Origin of the sequence: Propioniciclava tarda (assembly GCF_900182665.1) — a bacterium.
Taxonomy (GTDB): Bacteria; Actinomycetota; Actinomycetes; order Propionibacteriales; family Propionibacteriaceae; genus Propioniciclava; species Propioniciclava tarda.
This window is the reverse complement of sequence record NZ_FXTL01000018.1, coordinates 14,013-39,738: the sequence shown is the minus strand read 5'-3', so window position 1 is coordinate 39,738 and position 25,726 is coordinate 14,013. Positions and strand designations below refer to the sequence as shown.

The window sequence follows — 25,726 nt, the reverse complement described above, 5'->3', positions numbered from 1 at the left end:
GAGGTAGGCGCCCTTTGAGGTTCAAGCTCTCTTTGGACCCGGCTGTTAGAAGCTTGAAAGAGATGATGTTGATGACGAGCCCGATCGAGGCGACCACCAGCATCGGCATTCCGGCGACCTCAGGTGGGTTCCGGGAGCGCTGCACTGCCTCGTAGAGCACGTAGAACCCGACGCCGAACAGCAGTACCCCGTTAATCACGGCGGCCATGACCTCGAGGCGGTAGGTGCCGTATGGCCGTCCTCCGGCTGCCGGACGTTTCGCCAGTTGGATAGCGGCTAGCGCCATCCCGAGGCCCAGGACGTCGGCCCCCATGTGGGCGGGTCGCTGATCAGCGCGAGGGACCCTGTGGCGAGGCCGGCGACGACCTCCACGATGGCATGAGACGCGGTAAGGGCGAAAGCGATGGCCAGCGGGCGCTGGTGCGGGGAGCCTGCGCTTCCGATCCGGGTCCGTGCGCGTGCCCATCGTGGTTGTGGTCGTGAGCAGTGCTCATGCTGCCGCCTCTGCCAGGACGGGTCGGGCTGGGCTGGTGACGACACGTAGATCGGTGGCCCGGCCGGCGCGGACGCCGTTGGCGATGACGAAGACCTCGGCGAGTTCGTGGACGAGAACCACTGCGGCGAGGCCGAGGACGCCGGCGAACGCGAGGGGGATGAGGATCCCGATCAGGACCAGCGACAGCACCACGTTCTGCATCATGATCGCTCGGGTGCGGCGGGCGTGTGCGAACGCTCCCGGCAGGAGTCGCAGGTCGTCGCCCATCAGGGCCACGTCGGCGGTCTCGATGGCTACGTCGGCGCCCATGGCACCCATCGCCACGCCGAGGTCTGCGGTGGCGAGGGCGGGAGCGTCGTTGACGCCGTCGCCGACCATGGCGGTCACGCGCCCGGAATCTCGCAGGCTACGGATCTTCAGCGACTTGTCCTCGGGGCGAAGGTCCGCATGGACCTCGTCGATGCCGACCGCACGGGCGAGCGCCTGTGCCGTGGCCGGGTTGTCGCCGGTCAGCATCACGACCGTGTAGCCCTGGTGCCGAAGGTAGGCCACGACCTCCACGGCCTCGTGGCGTAACTCGTCACGGACGGCGATCGCGCCGATGACGTGTCCGTCCACCTCGACCACGACAGCGGTCGCACCCCCAGCCTGCATCTGGGTGACCGGCTCGGCCACCGGGCCAGGGTCGATCCAGCCAGGTCGGCCCAACCGGATCTGCCGTCCGTGGACCGTGCCCGAAAGACCGGCACCAGTCACCGCTGCTACGTCGTGAGCCACGGGTACCGACGAGGCGGCTGCGAGGATGGCGCGGGCTAGCGGGTGCTCGCTGCGCGCCTCCAGGGCTGCCGCCAGGGCCACCACTTCGTCGCGGGTACGGTCCGGGACGGTGGCGACGTCGATGACAATCGGCTGGTTGCGGGTCAGAGTGCCGGTCTTGTCCAAGGCGATGGTGCGGACCTTGCCCAGCGTCTCCAGTGCGGCGCCGCCCTTGACCAGGACACCGTACTTGCTGGCAGCACCAATGGAGGTCACGACGGTCACCGGTACCGAGATCGCCAGCGCACACGGGGAGGCCGCGACCACCATCACGAGGGCTCGTAACACCCACACCCCGGGGTCCCCGAAGACAGAGCCCAGGACCGCGACCAGGACCGCGGCGATCATGATGGCCGGTACCAGCGGCTTGGCGATCCTGTCCGCCAGCCGCTGCGTGGCACCCTTGCGGGACTGCTCGGTCTCGACGATATGGACGATCCGGGCCAGCGAGTTGTACTCCGCGGTCGTGGTGACCTCGACCTCCAGGGCGCCGGTGCCGTTGATCGCGCCGGCGAAGACCTCACTGCCCGGGCCCACCTCGACCGGCATCGACTCGCCAGTGATCGCCGACAGGTCCAAGGCCGTGCGGCCAGCCCGGATGATCCCGTCGGTCGCCAACCGCTCGCCCGGCTTGACCAGCATCAGGTCCCCGACCACCAGCTCGTCGGATTCGACCACAAGCTCGCTGTCACCGCGTCGCACGATAGTCTCGCGCGGAACCAGATCAAGCAGAGCCCGCAACCCCTTGCGGGTCTTGGCCACCGAGTACTCCTCCAGACCCTCACTCAGCGAGTACAAGAAGGCCAACGTCGCCGCCTCCTCGACATGCCCCAAGACCGTCGCGCCCACAGCGCCGATCGTCATCAACAGGTCGACGCCGATCTTGCCCTTGACGAGCTTCGTGAACGCCTCCGGCACGAACGTCACCCCACCGGCAATCAGCGCAGCGATGCTCAGCCCCAGCTCCCAGCCCGGCTGACCACCCCGGCCCATGACGAACCCCGCGAGGAGCAACACCGCTGCTAGAACACCCAGCTGGAATTCTTTGACCTGCCACAGATGATCATCATCATCATCGTCATCCTCGCCGGGGGCATCGACGTCCAAAGGGACCTCCGGATCCAACTCATCCCCACGCGTCATCGGCGTCCTCACAGTTCGCTCTTCTCGCTCCGATGGGATCTCAAGTCCTCAGGTTCGGAATTCCCCACGGTGCCGACGCCGTAATTGGGACACAGCGCAACCCTGTTCCCGGTCGTCGCAAGGAGCCGCTCCGCCGCGGCCAGAACGTCCAGCAGCTCCGGGCTGGCGACTAGCGAGAACAGCGACGCCCGCCCGTCCGGACGCGACGACACCAAACCGCACTCCCGTAGACACCCCAGGTGCGCGCTCACCGTCGACTGCGCCAACCCCAGGTGTTCTGTCAGGTCCCGCACACGACGCTCACCCACCGTCAAGTGCTGCAAGATCGCCAACCGAGTCGGTTCCGACAACCCATGGAACAACGCAGCAGCGACCGTGAGGCCGCCCTCAACACTCACAGACCCAGACGCAGCGCGATCATCCGATATCATCGTCATATAACGATGCTATCGACGTAGAGCTGCTCTTCCAAACCTCATCCCGGACAAGGGGTCTGCTGATGGCGATGGTCGGTCTTTGACCGAGCGGCGCGCACGTGCCCGATTAGTTGTAGCGCAGGGTCGTCATCATGCCGAGTTCAGCGTGGTAGATGTTGTGGCAGTGGTACATCCACACGCCCGGATTGTCGGCTTGGAGGTCGGCGGTCACGGTCTGCATCGGCATCACTAGGACGGTGTCTTTCCGTAGGCCTCCGTTGCTGGGCAGTCCCCAGGTGTGGCCGTGCAGGTGCATGGGGTGCGACATCATCGTCATGTTCGACATCCGGAGACGCACTCGTTGGCCAGCTTTGACCGTGATCGGGGTGTCTTGGCCGAAGACTTTGCCATTGATACCCCAGGCGTAGGGCTGCATCTGGCCGTTGAGTTGCACGTCGACGACGGCGTCCGGTTCGCGGTTGGGCAGCAAGGCTGAGGTGTCAGCCGACAGTTGACGGGAATCGAGCGGATTGTCGAGTTCTGGCACCAGGACGCCGGGTGTCGGAGTGGTGCCGGAGCCGGTCTTCACGATCGCCCATGCGGTGCCGTTCTTGCCTTCGGGGCGGGCGACCAGGGGGAACACGCCGTCGGCGAGGGTGACCGTGACGTCGTAGCGTTCACCCATCGCGATGTAGAACGAGCGGGCCTGCGTGGGCTTCGTCGGGTATCCGTCGGTGTGGGTGATGGTGAACAGGTGGCCCCCGAGCGCCACCCGGAAGATCGTGTCGGCGGCTGCGTTGACGAACCTCATCCGGACGCGCTGGCCAGGCTTGCCTGAGAAGGTCGCCGGGGCCGTGGAGGCGCGTCCGTTGATGAGGTAGTGCGGGTAGTCGATGTCGCCTGCGTCGCCCAACGGTGAGCCCATCGAGCCGTGTCCCATGCCCCCCATGCCGCCGCTGCCCATCATGCCGCCGGGGTTCATGCCGGAACTGACAGTGCCGTGTTGGGCCTTGAACGCGGCGAGGATGTCGTCGGGGCTCTTTCCGACGCCGTCGGTCCAGTCGTCGAGCACGACGATCCACTCGGCGTCGTAGGCGCCCGGTTCGCGGGGGTCGTCGATGATCAGGGGCGCGTAGAGGCCGCGGTCGATCTGGACGCCCGAGTGCGGGTGGAAGAAGTAGGTGCCGGGGTCGGGCGCGGTGAACTCGTAGCGGTACTGCTGTCCCGGTTCGATCGGCTGCTGCGTGATGCCGGGGACGCCGTCGGCGGCGTTGGCAAGCCGGACGCCGTGCCAGTGGACGCTGGTTGATTCGGGCAATCGGTTGTCCACCGTGACCCGGACTAGGTCGCCTGCGGTGGCCCGGAATAGGGGCTGGCCCAGCTGATCGCTGTAGCCCCAACTGGACGCGGTGACGCCCCCGAGGTCGTAGGTGCGGGCGGCGGGGGTCAGGGTGGCCGTCGTCACACGTTGCCCTGCCGTGGGGGTGGCCGCTGTCGGGGTGGGCAGCACCACCGGCGACGGCGTGCCGGGCGTAGGGGGCGTAGTGACGGAACAGCCGGCTAGGGCTCCCGTGGTGGCGAGGCCTAGACCTCCGACGAGCAGGGTACGGCGCGACAAGTGGTTCACCGCTCTATCGTGAAGGTCACTCGTGTGGTTTTTGCCCCATGATCGATGAAGATTCGCTGAAGGCGGCGGGCAGGCTGAGCTTGAACGTCTGAGCCTTGACCGTGGCGAATGTCGCAGCGTCGACCGGAACCACGCCGTCCTGCATCCCGCCGGAGTCGCACGCCGCAAGCACGAGATCGAACCGGCGTCCCTAGCAGAACTGGACGCCATCGTGGAGGCGATGCCCACACGCTTCGGACTCTCGGTGCTGCTCGCGACGTGGTGCGCGCTGCGCTACGGCGAGGTGGCCGAGCTGCGACGCAAGGTCGTCACGCTCTCGTCCGGCAGCTGCGTGTCGCGCGATCGGTGAGATTCCTGCCCGGCGGACCGCAGGGTCGGCCCGCCCAAGACCAAGGCCGGCGCCCGACGGGTGGCAGTGCCTAGTCGCGCTTAGTGGCGGTGATCTAAGCGAGATTCGCCATGGCCGTAACGGTGTGGGTCGACGTCGAAGGTCGCGGCGCAGCCCTTGGAGCAGAAGTGGAAGGTGGCGCCGTCGTGCTCACGGGTGGCAGCCGCCGTGGCGGGGTCGATCTTCATGCCGCAGATGGGGTCCACGACCCTCGTAGGGGCGGGCTTCTTGCCGAACAGGCTGATCATGGGGGTTTCCTTCCCTTGGCTGTGGTGATCGGACTGCGTGCTCCCGCCGATCTCGACCACCGGTGGGGCGGTCGCGGCCCGGTCGGCGTCCGGGAGGGGGTGCGGGGCGAATCGACGCAGACGGTTGGCGTTGATGACGACCGACAGTGACGACAGGGCCATAGCGCCAGCGGCGATGATCGGGCTGAGGGTGATCCCGAACGCCGGGTACAGGACACCGGCGGCGATCGGAATTCCGAGGGTGTTGTAAAGGAACGCGAAGGCCAGGTTCTGCTTGATGTTGCGCATGGTGGCCCGGGAGAGGTCGACCGCGGTGACGATCCCCGACAGGGCTCCGGAGATCAGGGTGATGTCGGAGGACTCGATGGCGACGTCGGTTCCGGTGCCGATCGCGGAGCCCACGTCAGCCTGGGCCAGTGCGGGGGCGTCGTTGATGCCGTCGCCGACCATGCCGACGATCTTGCCCTCGGCCTGCAGGCGGCGGACCTCGGCGGCCTTGTGTTCGGGGAGGACCTCGGCGACGACGCGGCGGATCCCGACTTGGGCGGCGATCGCGGCCGCAGTGGCGCGGTTGTCGCCGGTCATCATGATGACCTCGATGCCGCGGTCGGTCAGGGCGGCCACGGCGGCGGCGGAACCGTCCTTGAGGGTGTCGGCCACGCCGAGGACGCCCGCTGGCCGGTCGCCGATGGCGACGAGCATCGGGGTCTTGCCCTGGCCGGCAAGCCAGTCATGGGCGGCGAGCAGCGGCGCGACGTCCACGCCGTTGGCCTCCAGGAGTCGGCGGTTGCCGACCAGGACGACGTGGCCGTCGACCGTGGCGCGGACGCCCTGCCCGGTGACCGAGTCGAAGGCGGCCACGGAGGGGAGGGTGAGGCCGCGCTGGGACGCACCGGTCACGATGGCGGTCGCGAGGGGGTGCTCGGAGGCTCGCTCGACGGCGGCGACGGTCGCCAGGAAAGGGCCTTCGTCGATACCGCCGGTCGGCATGACGTCGGTGAGGGCCGGGACGCCGCGGGTGATCGTCCCGGTCTTGTCCAGGATGATGGCGTCCAGTTTGTGCGCGGTCTCGAGGGCCTCGGCCGAGCGGATCAGGATGCCGTACGCGGCCCCTTTACCGGTGCCCACGGTGATCGACATCGGGGTCGCCAGCCCCAGCGCGCAGGGGCAGGCGATGATCAGCACCGAGACGGCCGCCACGAGCGCGAAGATGAACACCGGCGGCGGACCGAACAGGGTCCACGCCGCGAAGGTCCACACCGCGATCACGATCACGGCGGGCACGAAGTAGCCGGACACCCGGTCGGCGAGCCGCTGGATCGGCGCCTTCGAGCCCTGGGCCTCGCGCACTAGCTTGATGATTTGGGCCAACATCGTGTCGGCGCCGACCTTCTTGGCCCGGTAGCGCAGGGCGCCCGTGCCGTTGATCGTCGCGCCGATCACGGCGTCGCCGACCTTCTTGGTCACCGGCATCGATTCGCCTGTCACCATCGACTCGTCCACCGACGAGGACCCGCCGACGATCTCCCCGTCGACCGGCAGCTTCTCGCCGGGCCGGATCACGACAATGTCGCCCACGCGGACGTCGTCGACGCCGATCTCGAGCTCGTTGCCGTCCCGCTCGATGCGGGCCGTCCGGGGCTGTAGCCCGATCAAGGCTCGGATCGCCTCGCCCGTGCCGGCCTTCGCCTTCGTTTCGAGGAGCCGCCCGAGCAGGATGAGGGTGAGGATGACCCCGACGGCCTCGTAGTAGACGTGACGGAGGGCGTCCGGCAGGAGCCAGGGCAAGGCGGTGACCACCAGGCTGTAGGCGAACGCGGCCGAGGTGCCGAGCGTGATCAGGGAGTTCATGTCGGCAGTCCGGTGAGTCAACGCCTTCCAGCCCGTTCGGTGGATCGGCCAACCTGTGTAGAACATCACGGGCGCGACCAGAGCCAGTTGCAGCCACGGGTTCATCCAGAACTCGGGCACCCAAGTCGCCCGGAACAGCTCGGCGGCCATCACCGTCACCAGCACCGGCGCAGACAACACCGCTCCCACCACGAGACGACGGGTCAGGTCGCGGATCTCGGCCGCCCGCTCGACCTCCTCGCCGTCAGCGGCGGCCGGCGGCGTCCCCCCGACCCCCGCTTGGGCCGCACCGCTGGCGTCCGCGAGCGCGGGAAGCGGTGGGCCGGCCTCGGCCGAAGCACTCCCGTTGACACGGATCACCCCGGAGACCATGTTCATCCCGCACGCGAACCGGTACTCGCCGGCGACGGCAGGCACGAACTCGACCGCGGTCGTCTTGAAGGCGGGCAGGGCCGCGTTGACCTTGAAGTCCGGCATGACGACCCGCGAGGTGCACTCACCGCTCTCCCGGCGGTCGAACAGGATCCTCAGCGGCACGCCGGCGCGCACGCCGTCGATCACGTCGGGGTTGTAGCCCCCGTCAACCGTCACCTGCACGACCTGGACGCCGTCCACCAGTTCGACCCGTCCCGTGCGCCGGGGCCCGAAGAAGAACCAGCCCAGGCCCACCGTCAGCGCGATCGCACCCACGACCACCAACCACTGCATCGTTCACCCACTCGTTCGGAGATACCCCTGGGGGGTATCGGTGAGGCCCAGCGTAGGCCGCTCGCGCGGTAACGCAAGCGCGGAATTGGCGGTACGCCGCGGGCGCGGTCAAGAGGCCCTCAAGGTTCCGCGAAGGTTGCGGTTCACCGGAGCCGACCGAGCGTTCTAGTGGTGATGACTAAGTCAGTCGGCACCGAGTCGTAGGAGATTCATGTCGAAGTCCCGAACTGAGGGAGGTGCGCTCGTCGCGATCGTGATCGCCTTGGGCGGCGCTCACGCCGCGTCCGCCGACGCCACCGCCCACCAGCGGTGCGCCGGTGGCGTCCGCAGTCGGAACCGTCAGCTCGACGGGTCTATCGACCGCCTGTCACCTCCACTTCAGCCCGTTCAAGGATGGACAGGCGTCGGACCCGCTGAAGTCCATCTCGAAGTAGACCGAGGAAGCTGGACCTGCTGTGTCGGCGCTGCGTCACGCAGCCCGAGGCAGGACGATGTTGAAGACGGCGCCCCGGCCGGAACCGTCGCTGACGACGCCGATCGTTCCCCCATGGGCATCGACGATGGCTTTGCTGATCGTGAGCCCGATCCCGGATCCGGAACTCTCCCGGCTACGCGCCGTGTCGCCGCGGTAGAAGCGTTCGAAAACATGGGTCAGTTGATCGGCCGGAATGCCGTCGCCATCATCGGCCACGGTGATCACGGCCCCCTGCGGCTGCGGGCGCCCCGAGATGGTGACGTGCCCGCCGGGGGGCGTGTGGCGAAGCGAGTTGGCCAGAAGGTTGCCCAGCACTTGTCCGATCCGGTTGGGGTCGACGTTGACGCTCAAGCCGTCGGTCTCGCCGAGGTCCAGGGTGAGGTCGACGCCCTTGTCCTGATAGCGGCCGCGCGCGGCTTCCGCGCTTCGGAGCAGGAGATCGCCGACGAGACACGACGCCCGCTCGAGGCTGAGCCGGCCTTCCTCGGCCCGCGAGACGTCGTCGATGTCGTCGGCGAGCCGGGTCAGCCGGGCTGTTTGGGAGGTGAGAACCGTTTGCGTGTCGACGCCGAGGTCGGTGATCCCGTCGAACAGCCCCTCGTGGTAAAGGGCGAGGGTGGCGATCGGAGTTCGCAGTTCGTGCGCGAGATCCGACAACAGCCGTCGACGGGTGTTCTCGATGTCCTCGAGTCGGCTGGCCATCGTGTTGAACGCGGCGCCGAGGGTTTCCAACTCGGTCCCGCCGCCCATCGTCGGTACGCGGCGGGCGTAGTGGCCGCGGGACAGTTCGCGGGCGGCGTCCGTCAACTCGTCCAGGGGCTGACGCAGTCGGCGGCTGACGAACCACGTAACGACGATCGCGCAGGCCAGCGAGGTGAACAGGGCCACGCCCAGCGCCACCGCGCTCGCCTGCTGGTAGGCCAACTCGATGTGGGCCAACTCGGGCGAGTTTTCGGCGTGACCGCTTTCGGTGAGGTGTCCGTGGAAGATCGGCGGCCCGACGATCGATGCGACAAGCCCGGCCGTGAGGACGCTCGCGAGCAGGACGATGGTCTGACCGAGCATCAGGCGTCCCGCGAGGGTCTCTTGGACCCACAGTGTCCGGGTTCCCACCCACGATTCGCGCCGGGCCACGGTCATCCGTGCCCCATCCGGTAGCCGACGCCGCGCACCGTCCGAACGTAGCGGGGGGCGGCGGGGTCGTCGCCCAGTTTCTGCCGCAGATGGGCGATGTGGACGTCCACCACGTGGTCATCCCCCGTCCAGTTGGGACCCCAGACAGTGTCGAGGATCTGGCGGCGGGAGAACGCGAGCTTGGGCCGGGCCGCCAAGGTGGCCAGGATGTCGAACTCGGTCGGGGTCAGCTCGATCTGGACTCCGGCGACGTGAACCTCGCGCCCCGCCGGGTCGACCCGCAGATCGCCGAACACCCGCGGGGGCTCTTCGGCTTGGGTGGCGGCTCCCAGGCCGCCTCGTGGACGCCGTTGGAGGGTCTTGATCCTCGCGAGTAGTTCGCGGACGCCGAAGGGTTTCGTCACGTAGTCGTCGGCCCCGACCGACAGGCCGATGAGGGTGTCGACCTCGTCGTTGCGGGCGGTCACCATGATGATGTAGCAGTCGCTGAAGGTGCGGATCTGACGGCACACCTCGATGCCGTCCATCCCAGGGAGGCCCAGGTCGAGAACGACCACGTCAGGGCGGTTCTCCCGGGCCGAGGCCACGGCGTCCGGACCCGTGTGAGCCAGCAGCGTGTCGAAACCGTCGCGGGACAGGTAGGCGGCCACCATCCCCGCCAAGGCCAACTCGTCGTCGACCACCAGCACCCGCACAACCGCACCCGTTGTTGAATCGCTCACCTACACAGTGTCCAACCCACGCACCGCCCGGGGGCCACGTGTGCCTGCGCACCCTCGCTTCTTGACCAAACCTAAACGTCTTCGCCACGGGACGCACGGGAATAGTGGCTCACAGTCTTGGTCACGAGGTCGTACCAGGGAGGGAGTGGCTCGATGACGTCGGCTTCCATCAATGTCGTGACGTGGGTGCTGGTGTTCGCCAGCACAGGAGCGTTCTGGGCGATCGTGTTCTGGACCCTGCGGGCGTTGGTGATCCGACAGGAGGCCAGCAGCGCACGAGCCGCCGACCCGATGTGGGGACTGAAAGAACGGCTCGCACAAGGGGAGATCACCGTCGACGAGTACTGGCGCATCCGCGACCTGGTGGACAACCTGCCCACCCAGGTCTAGGGCCCCACGTGACCATGATGGCTAGCCACACGGACTCGATGGTCGCCTCGCAGGCTTGACGCCATCTTGACCGCTCCGATGCTGAGGGATCATCAACACCCGGCACGCTGAGAGCAACAGAGCAGGACAACGGGAAGGAATCCCCATGGACACCAATGCAAGGCTTCAACGCACCCCCGGGACCGAGTTCGGCGCACCGCAGGAGTTCAAGCCGTACGACTCGACACCCCCGCTCCGGGCCGGCTCCGCCGAGCCCACCCCAGGACAGGCGCACACCGGCACGACCCCGACGAAGGCCCACGGCTGGATGCACTGGCTGATGTGCCTGCCCATGGTCGCCATCATCGCCTACCTCGTTCTGACCGGCGCCGTCGGGGGCGGGGCCATCCTCTACGCCCTCGGCTGCATGGCCATGATGGGCGTGATGATGCTGTTCATGAACCACGGGTCGGGGACATCCGGGCACCGTCACTGACCCGCGATCGGGATGCCCACCGCTGAGCCAACGAGGACACCGAATCTTGATCGGGCCTTGAGGGCCACCACATGGCGACGTTGCACCGTTGACGGTGTGAACTTCTCCCCTCAAACCGCACCCGTCGTGACCTCCGACCTGGCAGCACCAGAGGTGACCGTCGTCGTGACGACCGCGTGCCACCTCTGCGAGGACGCCGTCACGGAGCTAATCCGCCGCTCCACGCTCGGCCAGGTCGACGTCGAGGTCGTGCAGGCCGAATCCGAGCGGGGCCGGACGCTGCTGTCGGCGCACCGCCCCACCATGTTCCCCCTCGTCCTCGTCGACGGCCGGTACTTCAGCGTCGGACGGCTGTCCCGCCGCAAGCTGGACAAGGCACTGAGCGTGGAGAGGGTCGGCTGATGGGCACCGAGCTTCTCGGCACCGGCAGCGTCCTGGCGGCCTTCTTCGCCGGAATGGTCGCGTTGTTCGCTCCTTGCTGCATCGTCTTCCTCGCGCCGTCCTATCTCGCCGCCGCCGTCAAGAACAACCGATGGCGGCTCCTGCCGCTGACCTTCGTGTTCGCCTCCGGTCTCGCGCTCGTCCTCGTGCCCATCACGCTGGGGGTCAGCCTGATCGCTGGCGCGATCGCCAAGTACCACGCCCCCCTGTACTGGGCCGGCGGACTGCTGATGATCGCCCTCGGTCTCCTCGCGCTCACGGGCCGCATGTGGGCGATGCCCTCGGTCCTTCGCGCCCCGGACGCCACCCGCGCCGACTCCGGCACGTTCTTCAGCCTGGGCGTCTTCTCGGGCATCGCGTCCAGTTGCTGCGCCCCCGTCCTCGTCGGCGTCATGACCCTGTCCGCCCTGGCAGGGAACCCCTTCGGAGGACTCCTCCTCGGCCTAGCCTTCGTGTTCGGCATGGTGCTGCCGCTGCTGGCGATGGCCCTCCTCTGGGACGCAGCGAAACTCAACCAACGCCGCTGGCTCCGAGCGAGACCCGTCACACTCCGGGCCGGGCGGCTCGTCCTGCACACCAACACGGTGAACCTCCTGGTCGCGGTCGCGTTCACCGCGATGGGGATCGGCGTCATCTCGCTGGCCGGCGCCACGACCATGACCGGCCCCGGCAACTGGTTCCAGCAGGCAGCCGGGCAGGGCCTCACCGAGTTCGCCCGAGCCACCCTCGCCTGGCTCGCCCCCGTCCCCGAACCCGTCCTCGGCGTCGGCCTGCTCGCCCTTGCCGGCGCGTTCGTCTGGTACACGCTCCGCGACCGGCCACGGCCCCAACTCGAAGCCCCCGCCCCCGACCCGGAGGAGCTACCGGCCCTCCCGGACCGGGAGCACGCATGCCACACCCAAACGCCCGACCATGACCACGCTAGGAACTGAGCACCCATGTCCACGAAGCAGCATCACGCTGAGCAGCAGCACAACGCTCGCCGGGAACTCCAACAGACGATCGCTGGTGACTCCGCCCGTCAGGCACAGCGTCGCTCGGTGACCCGCGTCGCCTCGGTGGCCGCCGCGATCGTGGCCGTCGGACTGGTGGTATTCGGCCTATGGAGCGCGCAACCAACGAACGTCAGCGGGTCCAGCCAGGCCCCAGCCTTCACCCTGAAGACCACCGCAGGCACCTCAGTGTCCCTGGCCGACTACCGGGGCAAACCCGTCATCCTCTACTTCAACGAGGGAGCCGGCTGCGGCGCCTGCACCCAACAGATGGCCGGAATCGAGAAGAACCCCGGCTTCGCCCAGGCAGGCATCGTGGTGCTGCCGATCGTGATGAACACGGCCGCCCAGATCAAGCCCGACCTAGACCGGTTCGGGGTCAAGACCCCCTACCTCCTCGACGACGGCACCGTCTCCAAGGCCTACGGCACCCTGGGCAAGGGCATGCACGCGGATCTCCCCGGCCACGGCTTCGTCCTGATCGACGCCAACGGCGTCCAACGCTGGCAGGGCAACTACCCCTCCATGTGGCTCGATCCGGCGACGCTACTGAACGAGGTCAAGAGCCGCCTCTGAGCCGACGTGGACGCCGCCTCAACTAGCGGCGTCCACGATCAGCACTGCGGCGGGCCGCACGTCGTTGTCATCCTGACAACGCCTGGTACTCGGCGACGGTCAGGGTGGACGTGCCACCACGAGAGCCAGATCGGCGTCGAAGACGGCTCTTCATTGAGAGCTTGGAGTTCGGCGTCGTAGAGATCGATGGCAGCCTTCACGGTCTCCAGCGGACTGAGCGTCTCGAATTTACGCCACCTGTCACGTCACCCGACGCGCCGGTCAGAACCCGGCCGCCGATACACCCCCGACTGTGATGAGCCACCTTGTGGGCGGAATTCGAATCTCGCATTCGCCCCGTGCGGCTCACGTCGCGACAACGTCTTATACGCAGATGTTCGGGGCCGCTTCGTCGGCGAGAGTGTTCCTCCAGACCTACACCAGACCCAAAGGGTTGCCGGCGAGGCCGGACAGTCTGCGCAGAACTAGGGCCTCCGGAACGGCTGCATTCCAGGCGGTCGGCAGCTGGGTTGGCGCGATGCCTGACGCTCACTACGTGTGAAGCGTTTCAACACGTGGGCGTTCGGCGTGACGTCCGTCGCCCGACGGGCGAAACAGCGCCGCTGTTGACGCGAGTGAATAGGGTTCTGCGCACCTAGCAGGAACCCTGCGCACCGAGCAGGAACCCTGCGGACAGTAGCCCATCTACTGTGCATTGGATCCAACTCGATCGTGATCGAAGCCGGACGAGATCGCTTCGCCGCCCGTGGGGGTGATACCTGGGGCTGGAGCGTCGCCACATGGCACCGGGAGCCGATGGCGTTGTTGCGGCTCGAGATGACTCTGGCTGACGACTCCCACACGCACATCCAGACGGACAACAGCTGGCACGCCGCCGCCGGACCGGTCGTAGAGAAGTTCTTCCAGGGTGAACGGTGGATCGTCGATGGCGGGGCACCCGAATGGCGGCCCGCGACCGTCGTCGCCGCTCCCGCGGGCGAGCTCCGCCGCGCGACTCACCCGGCGCCGGAACGGATGGCATCGATAGCGCCCGTCACGGCCTCCCCACAGGGCGCGGGGCGCACTGTCTACGACTTCGGCGACGTCATCACGGGTCGACTCACGTGTCAGGCGGTCGGCGGGCCAGGCGCAGCCGTGGAGGTGGTCAGCGGCGAGCAACGGGCCGCCGATGGGAGCGTGATCTGTGACAACGTCCTGGTCGCGGGCCCGGGCCAGAGAGACTCACTCCACTTCGCTGCAGCCCACGAGCAGTTCAACTGGGAGGCGCGCTTCTGATACCGCGGCTTCCGATGGATCCAAGTGACTGTCACCGGTGAAGCGTCCGTGAGCAAGGTCAGGGCGGTCCCGATCTACACCCCACTCGAAGAAGTCGGCGCATTTCAGTGCAGCAACCCAGTCGTCGAGTGGGTCGACGCGGCGTTGCCCGCCACGTTCCGGAACAACCTCCATGGCGTCCCCACCGACACTCCCATCTACGAGAAGAACGGGTGGACAGCCGACGCCCACCTCGCCACCGCAGCCCTGCTACACCGCTTCGATCTGCGAGCGTCGTTCGGCAAGTGGATGGACGACCATGTGGGCGCCCAGACTGCCACGGGCGCCATCCCACAGATCATCCCGACGCCCGGATGGTCAACGGAATCCGGCCCGGCTTGGTCCTCGTCGGCCGTGCTTATCCCGTGGTACCTGTACCGCGAATACGGCGAGATCGCGACCCTTGAGCGTTACGCGCCCATGGCTCGCCGGTACGCCGATGACTTGCTCAGCCACCTACGCGACGACCTCTGGACTGGACGCACCTGGGGAGACTGGCTCGCCCCGGGGTACATGGTCCCGCCGGAGGGCATGACGCCGATCGGCACCCTCATGACCATCACCGCGCTTCAACACACCGCACAGATCCTCGAGGAGTTGGAGGAGGACGCTAGCTCTTATCGCGACGCCGCCGCACGGATCGGCAGGCGCTACCACAGCCAGTACTTCGACCCCCATTCGGAGCACTACGCCGTCGAGGGCGTCGGCTACCGACAGAGCCTGAACATCTTGCCGTTGGCGTTTGGTGCCGTCCCGCCCGAGTGGATCGCGTCGGTTCGCAAGATCGTCACCGACGACATCGAGCTCAGGACCGCTGGCCACCTGGTCTGTGGTGCCCTCGGCGCCCGGCATCTTGTCGACGTTCTCACCGACGCCGGAAGAGATGACCTAGCGCTGACGATTCTCACCAACCCGACCCGACCGGGCTGGGGGCAATGGTTCAGCGACGGAGAGCGAACCCTGCTGGAGACTTGGGACGCCGATGCCCGCTCTCGCAACCACTACTTCCTTGGGTCGGTAGATTCCTGGATTCAGCAGCGCGTTGGTGGCCTGCGCCTGACCCAGCCCGGCTGGCGGTCCTTCGTTGTAGCGCCACTCAAGGATGACCGTGTCACGAGTGCCCGAATCAGCCACCAAACGCCGCTTGGCCGAGCGGCAGTCATCTGGGAAAGGGGTCCTGGTGGCTGGCAACTCGACGTTACGGTCCCGGACGGCGCGTCGGCTCTGGTCAACCTGGAAGGCGACTCGCTCGCGCTCAAGCCAGGCCAACATGCGTCCGGGTCAAATGCCAGGCGCAATGACGAGCCTCACCACCCGAGAGGCGGTTGGATCTTGACCTCGACGAGTACCTGGACCACGGTCCGCTTCGTGCCAATCAGCGCCGACCTTGACGCTCCCCGGACTCAGGTTCGCCTGTCCAGTCCAGCTGGATGCCAAAGGGCTTAGTTGGATGCATTCGTCGTTCATCCTCGTTTGCCCGGCCGCATAGACGTCTGCCCCTGACCAACGGCTGAGAAGTCACGCACACCTTCTGCATCAGCGGAACGTTCCCCCTGGTTGGGCGCCCGGGAGGAGGGCTGTTGCGCCGGTAGGCAGTCGTGATGAGTCTGCACAAGATCACGGCTGGGGTGGGGTATGACTACCTGACCCGGCAGGTCGCTGCCATGGACTCCTCGGAGAAGGGCCACACCGGTCTCGCCTCGTATTACGAGCAGAAGGGCGAGTCTCCCGGCGTCTGGGTGGGCTCCGGCCTGGCTGGCATCGACGGGTTGGCCGTCGGCGATCCGGTGTCGGCTGAGCAGATGCGGCGCTTGTTCGGCGCTGGTGAGCACCCGTTGGCCGACGATCGCCTGGCAGCCCTGCCTCGTGACGCGTCGGAGGCTGATCGGCGGTTCGCGGTGCGGTTGGGAGCGCCGTTCAAGGTGTTCGAGCATGATGTGCCCGAGTTCCAGGTGGCGGTGGCGAAGGCGTTCGCCGCCTACAACTCCGATCGCGGGCTGCCGTGGGATCGGCCGGTCCCGGCCGAGGTGCGGGCTCGGATTCGCAGCGAGCTCGCGGCGGCCTCCTTCACCGCTTTGAACGGGCGCCCACCGCGGGACGCCCGCGAACTGCACGGCCATCTGGCGACGCTGTCGCGTCCGCAGACGACTGCGGTGGCCGGATTCGATCTGACGTTCTCGCCGGTCAAGTCCGTCTCGACGGTGTGGGCGTTGGCAGACCTGCCGACGGCGGCCAGGGTGGAGCGAGCCCACAACGCGGCGGTCGCGGACGCCCTGCGGTTCATCGAGGCCCGGGTGTTGTTCACCCGGACGGGACGCAACGGCGTCCGTCAGGTGGATGTGACCGGCCTGGTCGGGACCGCGTTCACCCACCGCGACTCGCGGGCTGGTGACCCCGACCTGCACACGCATGTGGCGGTGGCGAACAAGGTGCAGACCCTGGATGGGCGTTGGTTGGCAATCGACGGGCGCATGTTGTTCAAGGCGATGGTCGCCGCCTCTGAGGTGTACAACACCGCCTTGGAAGGGCACCTCGCCGAGGGGCTGGGGGTACGTTTCGAGGAACGTTCCCAACCCGATGCCCGGAAGCGACCCGTTCGGGAGATCGTGGGCGTGGAGCCGGCGCTGACGGCCCGCTGGTCCGCGCGGCGAGCCGTCATCGAGGACCGCCAGGGTGAGTTGGCCGAACGGTTTCAGTCCCAGTTCGGACGCCCTCCGACCGCGGTCGAGGCGTCGGTGTTGGCGCAGCAGGCCACCCTCGAGACTCGCCCGAGCAAGCATTCGCCTCGGTCGCTGGCCGAGCAGCGTCGGGCGTGGCGGTTCGAGGCGGACGCCGTCCTCGGCGCCGGCGGGGTGGAGCGGATGCTCGCCACCGTGTTGGCGCAGGGACGCCAGCGTCCGGTGCGGACCTCCAGGCGTTGGGTGCGCCGGGAAGCGGCTCGGATCATCGCCACCGTGGAGGGGTCGCGGTCGACGTGGCAGGACTGGCACGTCCGCGCCGAAGCCCTCCGGGTCGTCCGCCAGGCCGCGATCCCACCGGCCCGGGTCGAGCAGGTCGTGGGACGCCTCGTCCACGTCGTCCTCACCCGCGCCTCGACCCCCCTGGCGGCACCCGCCGACGGAATCGTCGAACCACCTCAGCTGCGCCGCCTGGACGGGCAGTCGGTCTACACGGTGGCCGGGGCGACCTGGCACACCTCGACCCGGATCCTTGCCGCGGAGCAACGGCTCGTCGACGCCGCCGGTCGAGTCGGTGGGCACGTGGTTTCGGACGCCGTCGTTGACGTTGCCTTGTTGGAGGCTGAGGCGAATCGGACGCCGTTGAACGCCGGGCAGGCCGCCCTGGTACGGGCGATGGGAACGTCCGGACGCCTCGTGCAGTTGGCGATCGCCCCCGCCGGAGCCGGCAAGACCACTGCCATGGCCACGCTCGCGCAGGCGTGGCAGTCCGGCGGCGGCACCGTGATTGGGCTCGCACCGTCGGCGTCCGCAGCCGCCCAACTCGGCGAGCAGATCGGCCACCAGGCCGACACCCTCGCCCTGCTCACCCACGCGCTGGCCACCGGACGCCCCCTGCCGGACTGGGCCCAGAGCATCGACCCGAGAACCTTGGTGATCATCGACGAGGCCGGGATGGCCGACACTCTCACGCTGGATCGGGTGGTCGAGTTCGTCCTCGACCGCGGCGGCTCTGTGAGGCTGATCGGCGATACCCAGCAGTTGGCGGCGATCGGCGCCGGTGGCGTCCTACGCGACATCGACACCACTCACGGGGCCCTGCGCCTCGACGAGCTGGTCCGGTTCGTCGACCCCGCCGAAGCCGCCGCCAGCCTCGCACTGCGGGATGGTGACCCGTCCGCGCTCGGGTTCTACCTCGACCAGCAACGCATCCACGTCGGCGACGAAACCACCTGTATCAGCAACGTCTTCCACGCCTGGGCCACCGACCGGGAAGCCGGACTCGACGCCCTCATGCTCGCCCCCACCCGCGACCTCGTCGCAGACCTCAACCAACGCGCCCAAGCTCACCTGCACCGCAACCACCCCGCCGGCCCGACCGTGTCGCTCGCCGACGGCAACACCGCGGGTGTCGGGGACGTGATCATCACCCGCACCAACAACCGCCGCCTCGCCACCACCGCACGCGACTGGGTCAAGAACGGCGACCGCTGGCACATCACCCACATCACCCCCACCGGCGCAGTGCGGGCTGTCCACCAGCGCACCGGACACCCGATCATGCTGCCCACCGACTACGTCGCCCAGTCGGTCGACCTGGGGTATGCGTGCACGATCCACACCGCCCAAGGCGTCACCGCCGACACCATGCACGGCGTCCTCACCGGCACCGAAACCCGGCAGCAGCTGTACACGATGCTCACCCGCGGCCGCCTCGCCAACCACGCCCACCTGCAAGTCGTCGGCGACGGCGACCCCCACACCCTGATCAAGCCCGAAGCGGTCCTGCCGCCGACCGCGACCGACCTCCTCGAAGCCATCCTGGCCCGCGACGAACAGCCCACCTCCGCCACCAGCACCAGCCGCACCCTCGCCGACCCGGCCGTCCGGCTCGCCGACGCCACCGCGAGATACACCGACGCCGTCCACCACGCCGCCGAAACAACCCTGCCTCCTCAGCAGCTGCACGCCCTCGAGACCCTCGCCGACCAGCTCGTGCCGAACCTCACCGACGCCCCCGCCTGGCCCACCCTGCGCGCCCACCTCATCCTCGACGCCACCCACGGCATCAACCCCGTCACCGCACTCCAAGCGGCCGTGGCCGAGGGATCCCTCGCGGACGCCGCCGACCCCGCCGCGGTCCTCGTGTGGCGGCTCAACCCGATCGGACGCCTCGCTAGTACCGCTGGACCGTTGCCGTGGCTGCCCGGCATCCCGACCAGCCTCACCCGGCATCCCGATTGGGCCGGCTACCTGCAACGCCGCCATGACCTCGTCACCACCCTCGCCGACCAAGTCCGCGTCGCCGCGATCACCAGCCTTGAGCGTCCGGGATGGCTACCGAACAGCATCACCCCACCCGACCAGGGCACCATCGGCGACGTCGCCGTCTGGCGGGCCGCCCACGCCATCCCCGACCACGACACCCGCCCCACCGGAGACCGGCAACACACCCCTGCTGAGCGCCGTCATCAGGTCCAGCTCGACCAACGTGTCGTCGACCACCTCGCCCCGGCCGCTGCCGAATGGACACCGACCATCACCGCCCTGGCGCCCGCTACCGGCGGGGATCCGTTCGTGCCGGTCCTCGCGCACCGGCTCGCCCAAGTCTCCTCCGCCCGCCTGGACGCCGCCGGACTGCTCCGCTCCGCGATCAACGAAGGTGAGCTACCCGATCATCACCCGGCCGCTGCGTTGTGGTGGCGGATCAGCCGCCACATCAACCCCGCCGTCGCCACCCGCCTCCAGCCGGCCCACCAAGAACTCCTCACGAACTGGCTGCCCGACCTCGAACGGCTCACCGGGCCCACCCGCGCAGCCGCCCTTCAACAGTCCGAATGGTGGCCGCCGCTCGTCACCACCATCGAGAACGCCCTCGCCCGCGGCTGGCGCCTCGACCAACTCATCACCCCCATCGACAACCCCGACTTCGATGACGCTCAAGCCCTCGTCTGGCGCACCAACCTGCTGCTCGCCCCCATCCCCGACGACGAACCCGAACCCGCCCCCACCTGGGAAACCATCCCGACACCCGAGCGTTACCCGGTCGACCTCGCGGAACCCGACGACCCCTACGACCCGCTGCCAGACACCGAAGAGCCATGGACGCCGGCGACCGTCACCGGCGGCGCCGACGGCGTCCAAACCGGGAGCCCAACTGACGCCCACGGCGTCCAAGCTGATGAGCCGACCGACCTGGCGTTCACCCTCGAAGCGCAGCTACGTCGGGTGATGCAGCCGCCGGAGCCGTCCGAGGCGGACGTCCTGGCCCAACTCGACCGGGCCTACGCCTGGCTCGACAGCCCCCACACCCCCGAGCGGCTCGCGCACGTCAACGAGCTGGCGGCCCAGTTCTACGAGCACTGCTACCGCGGATCCTGGGCCCAGCCCTACCTGACCGGACGCGCCCACACCGACCTCACCGGCCACCCCGACATCCGACCCGGCTACGCCCCCAACACCTGGACCGCCCTCATCAACCACCTCCACCACCACGGCGTCACTGACGCCGAGCTGGTCGCCGCCGGGCTCGCCAAAGAGGCGTCGACCGGACGCCTCATCGACCGATTCCGCGACCGGGTCGTCTTCCCGATCACCCATGAGGGACAAGTCCTTGGGTTCGTCGGACGCCGCAACCCGAACCGCTCCGACGACGAGAAGGCCGGACCGAAGTACCTCAACACCCCCGACACCCTGCTGTTCCACAAGCGAGCCCAGCTGTACGTCGTCGGCCACGACCATCTGGACGCCGGCGCCGTCCCGGTGATGGTGGAAGGACCCATGGACGCCATCGCCATCACCACGGCAACCGGCGGCCGCTACATCGGTGTCGCGCCGCTCGGAACCTCATTGAGCACCGAGCAAGCCGCCCAACTACGCGGGTTCAACGAGGCTCCGATCGTCGCGACCGACAACGACCCCGCCGGACGTGCCGCCGCCAAACGCGACTTCTGGACCCTCACCCACGAACTCATCCAACCCCGAGCAGCCCGACTCCCCGACGGCACCGACCCAGCCGACCTAGTCGCAGCTGGCCACGCAAGCGAGTTGACGGCGACACTCGATGAGGCGCCCAGCCAAGCCCAGACCCTGATCGATGACTACTTCGACCGTCGGCCCGCACCGGACGCGGCCGCCCAGTCCCTCGCCGTCATCGCCACCCGTCCACCCGAACACTGGGAAGCAGACCTGGACGCCCTCGCCAAGCGCATCGGGCTGCCAACGGACGTCCTTCGGCCCGCCCTGCTGCACCACCTCAGCGCGCTCACCGGGGACGGCGAACGCCCACGTGGTACGCCGATCGAGCGCACGTCAACGGACAACGGGCGAGGCGAACAGGCCTCTGATCCGGGAAGTCGCCGGCGCTCGCCCTTGCGACGGCCTCAGCGCATCTGACGCGAGGTCAGATCGTGTCCGCCGGCGCAAGCGGCAGGACCACCGGGAGCAGGGTGCGCTCGCTGACGAACAGCGCCACCTGCTGCGGACGCCACGGCAGCACCGTCGCGTACCAAGCACCCAGCCGATTCGTGGACGCCTCAGGCGTCGCAACCGGTGGGCCCAGCCGCTGCAAGAGCTTGCGGATTGCTCGCACGGTGATCACGGGCACCATCCTTGCCTGGACGACGACATCCTTGCAGGAGCGGCAGGGTGGGCGGATGCGTATCGGGACCTGGAACCTTGCGGGCCGCTGGAACCAAGCTCAGCGGCCCTCATGGAGGACCAGGACTGTGACGTCTGGCTCCTCACCGAAGTCCCCGACGTCACGCATCTGGACGGCTACTCCATTCATTTGACGGGCGAGCTGATGGCGCCGGGGAGGCGGTGGGCCGCCATTCTCAGCCGCGGGGAACTCATCGGCCGTCCTGATCCGCACCCAGCCAGCGCCGCCGCAGACGCGTTCGGACTCACGTGGTGCAGCAGCATCCTGCCGTGGCGGGCTTGCGGTACGACCCCGTGGGGCGAGGGGAACACCGCTCAGAAGACGATCCGCGCCATCGACCAGATCATCAACGGGCTTCCGAGCACTGGTCTCGTGTGGGGTGGTGACTGGAACCATGCGCTGACCGGCCCCGAATACGTCGGCAGTCTCGCTGGACGTGCAGCGATCGAGGACGCCGCCAGGCGCCTCAACCTGACGGTCGCGACGCGGGAGTCACCGCACCGCGAACCCGGCCTGTCCGCGATCGACCACATCGCCGTCCCTGCCCACATCGCCGTGTCAGGGGCGTGCCGGATCGTGGCGGTGGACACGCGTGGGCGTCGGCTGTCCGACCACGACGCCTACACCACCAACATCCGAATCCCCCGATCGGGACGTTTGTTCAGGATCGTCCGGGCCGGGCCATCACGCGCACGTCAACGCCGGGCGGGAAGTATGAGCGACGTCGGTGCTCCAAGGTCAGCAGGTACCACCACGGTGGCCTCATCACGCCTTTGTGCTTGTTATGCCCTCGGCACAACGCTTGGCCGTTGCTCGGGACGGTGGGTCCGCCACGGAGCCAAGGGAACACGTGATCGGCGTCAGTGGCGGGCTCAGGGCAGCGTCCCCAGACCAGGAAGGCCGCGCCTTCGCAGCGATGACCGGCCCGGGACATGACCACGTCCCGAGCCCCGTACTTGAAGCCACGCCATCGATCCCGGCGCTGACGCCAGCCCGGTCCACGCCCCGGGATCGTGCCACTCACCACGATGATGAACAGCGCCAGAAGCACAAACAGGGGCACCACCGGGGCCAGACCATTCAGCACCGTGGCGATGACCCGCTCCCAGTTCACCCGCTGCCCCCGCCCCATCGATAGACGCAGGGTAGCCCCGACCAGCGCTCAGGCCAGCAACTCGCCAGTCTGAACAGCCACCGGCCCCACTCCGTCGACGTCGATGGTCAGCAAGGACTCCTGGGCTCCGTCGTCGTAGCTCAGCGCCAGCAGGTCGTCCTCGTACGCCATCGTCCTAGCGATCCCAGCTTCCCGGGCGACGAAGAGTGCTTGGCGTCCTCGGGCGGGCCAGGGTTGGTGTTGGTCATCGCAGTGGTTGTTGAGGCGTTCGCGCATCCGGTCGAGGAACCCGGGCAGGACGTAGCGGTGCCAGTTCTCGAGCAGGTCAGAGTTGGCAGCCAGGTTGCACCGCCGGCGCTGGTCGGCCAGCACGGCGAGTTCATGGACGATGTGCGGATGCTGCGGCCAACACACCGGGATGAACGGCGTCCCGGACGGTTCCCAGCAGTACTCGCTGTTCACCCAGGCGGCGACGGCGTCCAACCACAGCCACAGCTCCCACCGCAGCCGCCGATCGGTACAGGTGGGCGGGTCCCACGGGTGCGGCAGATTCGCCGGCGACCCGAGCCGCTTCTTCTCCTCCTCCGACCCCGCCTGCGTCAACCACAGATCCGAGTACGCCCGGGACACCAACGGCCCCGGACCCGGGAACGGCTCCACCAACACCCTGCGGACTCGCGCGTCGGCGTCCGACATCTCACTCTCCACCCATCAGGTCGGACGCCGTCCGGCCAGTCCGCAGTTGGTCACGTAGGCCGCGTTGCGCGGCAAGCAGGCGGCGCCCTTGGCGTCCGTCGATGCAGCGGTTGAGTTTGGCGATGATCGGGCGGGCGTTCTCGGCGATGATCAAGGCTTGCCGTTCGGGCAGTTGTCGGATCTCCTGGGGTCGCAGGATCGGCGCCTCCTCCGAATGCACCGACCGGCCGCGGTGCCCGCCCAGCTGCCAGGTCGAACGCAGAATGCGGGTCTTGCCGACCAGGTCAGAGATTTCCTGGTTGAACGCGACGTCCTTGGAGCCACCGAACCAGATCAACACGTTCGTCAGCGCGAGCAGGGCGCGGGCGTCCTGCTCACCGAAGATCGCCGCCAACTGCCGAAAGGTTTGCGCTGCCCAGATGAACGACAGCCCGAGGGCGCGTTCGTTCGCCATCCGGGTCCGTAACGTCGGCAACGGTGCGGTCGAGGGGAGCTCGTCGAGGCAGGCCAGCATCGGCGGACACAACCGCCCCCACGGGGAGGCGTTGCCGAGGGCGAGGGCGGTGTCGAGGATGTGTTCGGCGACCGCGGTCATCAGCGGGGAGGCCGACGCGTACGGGTCCTCGCGGCCGAGCAGGTAGAACGTGCCCCCGGCGCTGATGACGTCGGCGACGTTCGTGGCCGGACGCCCCACACTCGGGACGCAGCGGCGCCGGATCGAGTCCTGGAAGAACAGACTCATCGCCTGCTGGACCGTCGTGACGGTGTTCGCCGCCGTCCGCTCATCACCCCGCAGGGCGCCAGCCAGCAGACCGGCCCAGAGCCGGTCGGACGCCGGGTGGGTCCGCAGGATCTCTTCCGGTTCCGACGTCGAGAGTGGTTTCGCAACCCAGTCGAGGACGTGGTCGAGGGTCTTCCCGGCGAGGGCGGCGGCGTGGAAGTAGCCCATCAACACCTTGGACGCCTCCGCGGCGTAGAAGCGGGCCGCCGAGTCGCTGCCGGTGTGGGAGGCGGTGTGGATCGTGCCCGCCGTGAACGCCTTCGCACGCCGCTCCGCGGTCATCCGGTCGGCGCAGCCAGAGACCGGGTCCCACACCAACTCCGGCAGCCCGTCGACCAAACCGAACGGGTCCAGCACCACACATGGACGCCCACCCGCCGAGCGTTGCGGGAACGACAACAACAGATCGTCGGCCTTGGTGAGCGTCACCAGGGCGGCGCCGGGCGCCTGCAACAAGGCGGGGGTCAGCAGGTCGAGGGTCTTGCCCGAGCCTTGAGGACCCACCACGCCAGCCGTCCGGTCCCATGGCGCCCACAAAGCGCCCGCGGCTGGGTGAAGCCCGGTGCCGATGCGCCAACCAAGCTGGACGGGGTCGAAGCGTCGCCGGCCCGCAAGAGGCTTGGACGCCGACGGTGCGGTGGCGCTCATCGCAGTCTCCCGAGCCGACGCGGATTCAGATCCGGCCGGATCACTCGACGATGGCGTCGCAGCCGTTGCACGCCCAGCACCTCCCGCGCCTCGCTCGTGGACGCCGTCCCGCGGACCGCACCCGAGCTCCAACGCCGGTTCGCCGCCACGAGGGCCAAGACGCCCAGCACCAAGGCCACCGACACGGATGCTGTCACCCACACCATCAACTGCCAGCCCGAGGCGGCGTTCCGGACGCCCACCAGACCCGCGGCGCCGTCACCACCAAGGATGCCGAACAGGCTTGAGAAGAACCGCTCACCGGTTGGCCACAGCCAGCCGGCGCCAAGCGTCAGGTTGGCCACGCCCCTGCCGAGCTGAACTGCGACGGCGAGCATCGCCACACCCGCAACACCTAAGAGGAGTGGACCCTCCCAGGTGAATGGATACTGCTCTGCTTCGCGTTCGATCATCCGCTTGACGCCTCCTCCTGCTCTTACCGCCGAACGAACGCCTTCCCGGACACCTGGGCCTGGGCGTTCCCCGCGGCCCGTGCGTGCAAGGGGTTTTGTCAGTGCGGGTGCGTAGCGTCTCGCGCGTGCAGCGTGACCCATGCGGGTGGATGCCACCCGCCGATGTCGGTCGGGACGGATTGGCCCTGCCCGTCGTCGCAGTTGGCACCGCGGACGGGGAACTCGCTCCCGCTCCCAGTCGACACCACGCAATGGTCGCCCTGCGAGGTCGGCTCCGCGGAGCCGGCTTGTACTGCCCGACCAACCTAGGGACGATTCGGGGTCGGCACTTGCAGCGGAACGACCTGCGTTACGCGATCACAGCGATTCCCTCACTCACCCCCGGCGTGGCCAGAAAGGTATGCGCGAATGCCCCAATGCTTCGTCGGGGCCGACGCCCCTGTAATGAATGGGTAAATCACTCCGCGAAGCCGGGCGCCACGTGA

The 25,726-nt window shown here is 68.2% G+C and carries 20 protein-coding genes and 1 pseudogene; 9 read left to right on the top strand and 12 right to left on the bottom strand.

The features are described 5' to 3' along the window. Positions 1–22 precede the first annotated feature (22 nt). From FN821_RS15070 to FN821_RS14925, 5 genes and pseudogenes are all read right to left on the bottom strand, one after another. Positions 23–313, bottom strand: a pseudogene (locus tag FN821_RS15070) (cation efflux transmembrane domain-containing protein); the annotation flags it as partial. A 177-nt stretch (positions 314–490) separates the two neighbouring features. Next, positions 491–2,455, bottom strand: a complete 1,965-nt coding sequence (locus tag FN821_RS12115; protein ID WP_131172863.1) for a heavy metal translocating P-type ATPase — start codon at positions 2,453–2,455, stop codon at positions 491–493. An 8-nt stretch (positions 2,456–2,463) separates the two neighbouring features. Continuing rightward, on the bottom strand, positions 2,464–2,886 hold the full coding sequence (locus FN821_RS12110) for an ArsR/SmtB family transcription factor (protein ID WP_206662115.1): 423 nt from the start codon (positions 2,884–2,886) through the stop codon (positions 2,464–2,466). Between the two features lie 112 nt (positions 2,887–2,998). Next, positions 2,999–4,498 carry a multicopper oxidase family protein gene (locus FN821_RS12105; protein ID WP_131172865.1) on the bottom strand — a complete coding sequence of 500 codons (1,500 nt, stop codon included), beginning with the start codon at positions 4,496–4,498 and terminating at the stop codon, positions 2,999–3,001. 16 nt (positions 4,499–4,514) lie between these two features. After that, positions 4,515–4,643 carry a hypothetical protein gene (locus FN821_RS14925; RefSeq protein ID WP_277751035.1) on the bottom strand — a complete coding sequence of 43 codons (129 nt, stop codon included), beginning with the start codon at positions 4,641–4,643 and terminating at the stop codon, positions 4,515–4,517. Positions 4,644–4,718: 75 nt separating this feature from the next. On the opposite strand from FN821_RS14925, the gene FN821_RS14920 reads away from it, so the two are divergent. Then, positions 4,719–4,847, top strand: a complete 129-nt coding sequence (locus FN821_RS14920) for a hypothetical protein (RefSeq protein WP_277751036.1) — start codon at positions 4,719–4,721, stop codon at positions 4,845–4,847. An 80-nt stretch (positions 4,848–4,927) separates the two neighbouring features. Here FN821_RS14920 and FN821_RS12100 read toward each other — a convergent pair whose 3' ends face one another. The 3 genes from FN821_RS12100 to FN821_RS12090 all read right to left on the bottom strand — a co-directional run bounded on the left by FN821_RS12100 (position 4,928) and on the right by FN821_RS12090 (position 10,024). Next, positions 4,928–7,693 carry a heavy metal translocating P-type ATPase gene (locus tag FN821_RS12100; RefSeq protein WP_131172866.1) on the bottom strand — a complete coding sequence of 922 codons (2,766 nt, stop codon included), beginning with the start codon at positions 7,691–7,693 and terminating at the stop codon, positions 4,928–4,930. Between the two features lie 469 nt (positions 7,694–8,162). After that, the gene (locus FN821_RS12095; protein ID WP_241660246.1) at positions 8,163–9,281 is read right to left on the bottom strand and encodes a sensor histidine kinase; all 1,119 of its coding nucleotides are present in this window, start codon (positions 9,279–9,281) and stop codon (positions 8,163–8,165) included. Positions 9,282–9,304: 23 nt separating this feature from the next. After that, a complete protein-coding gene (locus tag FN821_RS12090; RefSeq protein ID WP_277751037.1) occupies positions 9,305–10,024 on the bottom strand; it encodes a response regulator transcription factor in 720 nt (239 codons plus the stop codon). A gap of 153 nt (positions 10,025–10,177) precedes the next feature. Here FN821_RS12090 and FN821_RS12085 point away from each other — a divergent pair, with 153 nt between their 5' ends. The 8 genes from FN821_RS12085 to mobF all read left to right on the top strand — a co-directional run bounded on the left by FN821_RS12085 (position 10,178) and on the right by mobF (position 21,285). Further along, positions 10,178–10,414, top strand: a complete 237-nt coding sequence (locus FN821_RS12085; protein WP_131172867.1) for an SHOCT domain-containing protein — start codon at positions 10,178–10,180, stop codon at positions 10,412–10,414. A gap of 145 nt (positions 10,415–10,559) precedes the next feature. Beyond that, complete coding sequence (locus FN821_RS12080; protein WP_131172868.1) at positions 10,560–10,889, top strand: hypothetical protein; 330 nt, start codon at positions 10,560–10,562, stop codon at positions 10,887–10,889. 96 nt (positions 10,890–10,985) lie between these two features. Then, a complete protein-coding gene (locus FN821_RS12075; RefSeq protein WP_131172869.1) occupies positions 10,986–11,291 on the top strand; it encodes a glutaredoxin in 306 nt (101 codons plus the stop codon). Beyond that, on the top strand, positions 11,291–12,262 hold the full coding sequence (locus FN821_RS12070; protein WP_131172870.1) for a cytochrome c biogenesis CcdA family protein: 972 nt from the start codon (positions 11,291–11,293) through the stop codon (positions 12,260–12,262). The genes FN821_RS12075 and FN821_RS12070 overlap by 1 nt, the downstream gene beginning before the upstream one ends. Before the next feature lie 6 nt (positions 12,263–12,268). After that, the gene (locus FN821_RS12065; RefSeq protein WP_131172871.1) at positions 12,269–12,898 is read left to right on the top strand and encodes a peroxiredoxin family protein; all 630 of its coding nucleotides are present in this window, start codon (positions 12,269–12,271) and stop codon (positions 12,896–12,898) included. 618 nt (positions 12,899–13,516) lie between these two features. Then, entirely contained in the window at positions 13,517–14,173 is a 657-nt protein-coding gene (locus tag FN821_RS12060) for an alpha-L-rhamnosidase N-terminal domain-containing protein (RefSeq protein ID WP_131172872.1), read from the top strand. Positions 14,174–14,197: 24 nt separating this feature from the next. After that, a complete protein-coding gene (locus tag FN821_RS12055; RefSeq protein ID WP_165489366.1) occupies positions 14,198–15,658 on the top strand; it encodes an alpha-L-rhamnosidase-related protein in 1,461 nt (486 codons plus the stop codon). A gap of 155 nt (positions 15,659–15,813) precedes the next feature. Continuing rightward, positions 15,814–21,285, top strand: a complete 5,472-nt coding sequence (gene mobF / locus FN821_RS12050) for a MobF family relaxase (protein ID WP_206662113.1) — start codon at positions 15,814–15,816, stop codon at positions 21,283–21,285. Between the two features lie 7 nt (positions 21,286–21,292). On the opposite strand, the gene FN821_RS12045 is transcribed toward mobF, so the two are convergent. The 4 genes from FN821_RS12045 to FN821_RS12030 form a co-directional block, all read right to left on the bottom strand. Next, on the bottom strand, positions 21,293–21,490 hold the full coding sequence (locus tag FN821_RS12045; RefSeq protein ID WP_131172875.1) for a DUF6933 domain-containing protein: 198 nt from the start codon (positions 21,488–21,490) through the stop codon (positions 21,293–21,295). Between the two features lie 1,222 nt (positions 21,491–22,712). Beyond that, complete coding sequence (locus FN821_RS12040; RefSeq protein ID WP_131172876.1) at positions 22,713–23,360, bottom strand: hypothetical protein; 648 nt, start codon at positions 23,358–23,360, stop codon at positions 22,713–22,715. A 1-nt stretch (position 23,361) separates the two neighbouring features. After that, positions 23,362–24,789 (bottom strand): type IV secretory system conjugative DNA transfer family protein, encoded by a 1,428-nt coding sequence (locus FN821_RS12035; RefSeq protein ID WP_131172877.1) that lies wholly within the window; start codon positions 24,787–24,789, stop codon positions 23,362–23,364. Continuing rightward, positions 24,786–25,172, bottom strand: a complete 387-nt coding sequence (locus FN821_RS12030; protein ID WP_131172878.1) for a hypothetical protein — start codon at positions 25,170–25,172, stop codon at positions 24,786–24,788. The genes FN821_RS12035 and FN821_RS12030 overlap by 4 nt, the downstream gene beginning before the upstream one ends. Positions 25,173–25,726: the final 554 nt, after the last annotated feature.

Bases quoted from the DNA above. Each gene is read 5' to 3' on its own strand.
- FN821_RS12115 (WP_131172863.1), bottom strand. From the start codon at position 2,455: ATGACGCGTGGGGATGAGTTGGATCCGGAGGTCCCTTTGGACGTCGAT.
- FN821_RS12110 (WP_206662115.1), bottom strand. From the start codon at position 2,886: ATGATATCGGATGATCGCGCTGCGTCTGGGTCTGTGAGTGTTGAGGGC.
- FN821_RS14925 (WP_277751035.1), bottom strand. From the start codon at position 4,643: ATGCAGGACGGCGTGGTTCCGGTCGACGCTGCGACATTCGCCACGGTC.
- FN821_RS14920 (WP_277751036.1), top strand. From the start codon at position 4,719: ATGCCCACACGCTTCGGACTCTCGGTGCTGCTCGCGACGTGGTGCGCG.
- FN821_RS12100 (WP_131172866.1), bottom strand. From the start codon at position 7,693: ATGCAGTGGTTGGTGGTCGTGGGTGCGATCGCGCTGACGGTGGGCCTG.
- FN821_RS12085 (WP_131172867.1), top strand. From the start codon at position 10,178: ATGACGTCGGCTTCCATCAATGTCGTGACGTGGGTGCTGGTGTTCGCC.
- FN821_RS12080 (WP_131172868.1), top strand. From the start codon at position 10,560: ATGGACACCAATGCAAGGCTTCAACGCACCCCCGGGACCGAGTTCGGC.
- FN821_RS12070 (WP_131172870.1), top strand. From the start codon at position 11,291: ATGGGCACCGAGCTTCTCGGCACCGGCAGCGTCCTGGCGGCCTTCTTC.
- FN821_RS12065 (WP_131172871.1), top strand. From the start codon at position 12,269: ATGTCCACGAAGCAGCATCACGCTGAGCAGCAGCACAACGCTCGCCGG.
- mobF (WP_206662113.1), top strand. From the start codon at position 15,814: ATGAGTCTGCACAAGATCACGGCTGGGGTGGGGTATGACTACCTGACC.
- FN821_RS12040 (WP_131172876.1), bottom strand. From the start codon at position 23,360: ATGTCGGACGCCGACGCGCGAGTCCGCAGGGTGTTGGTGGAGCCGTTC.
- FN821_RS12035 (WP_131172877.1), bottom strand. From the start codon at position 24,789: ATGAGCGCCACCGCACCGTCGGCGTCCAAGCCTCTTGCGGGCCGGCGA.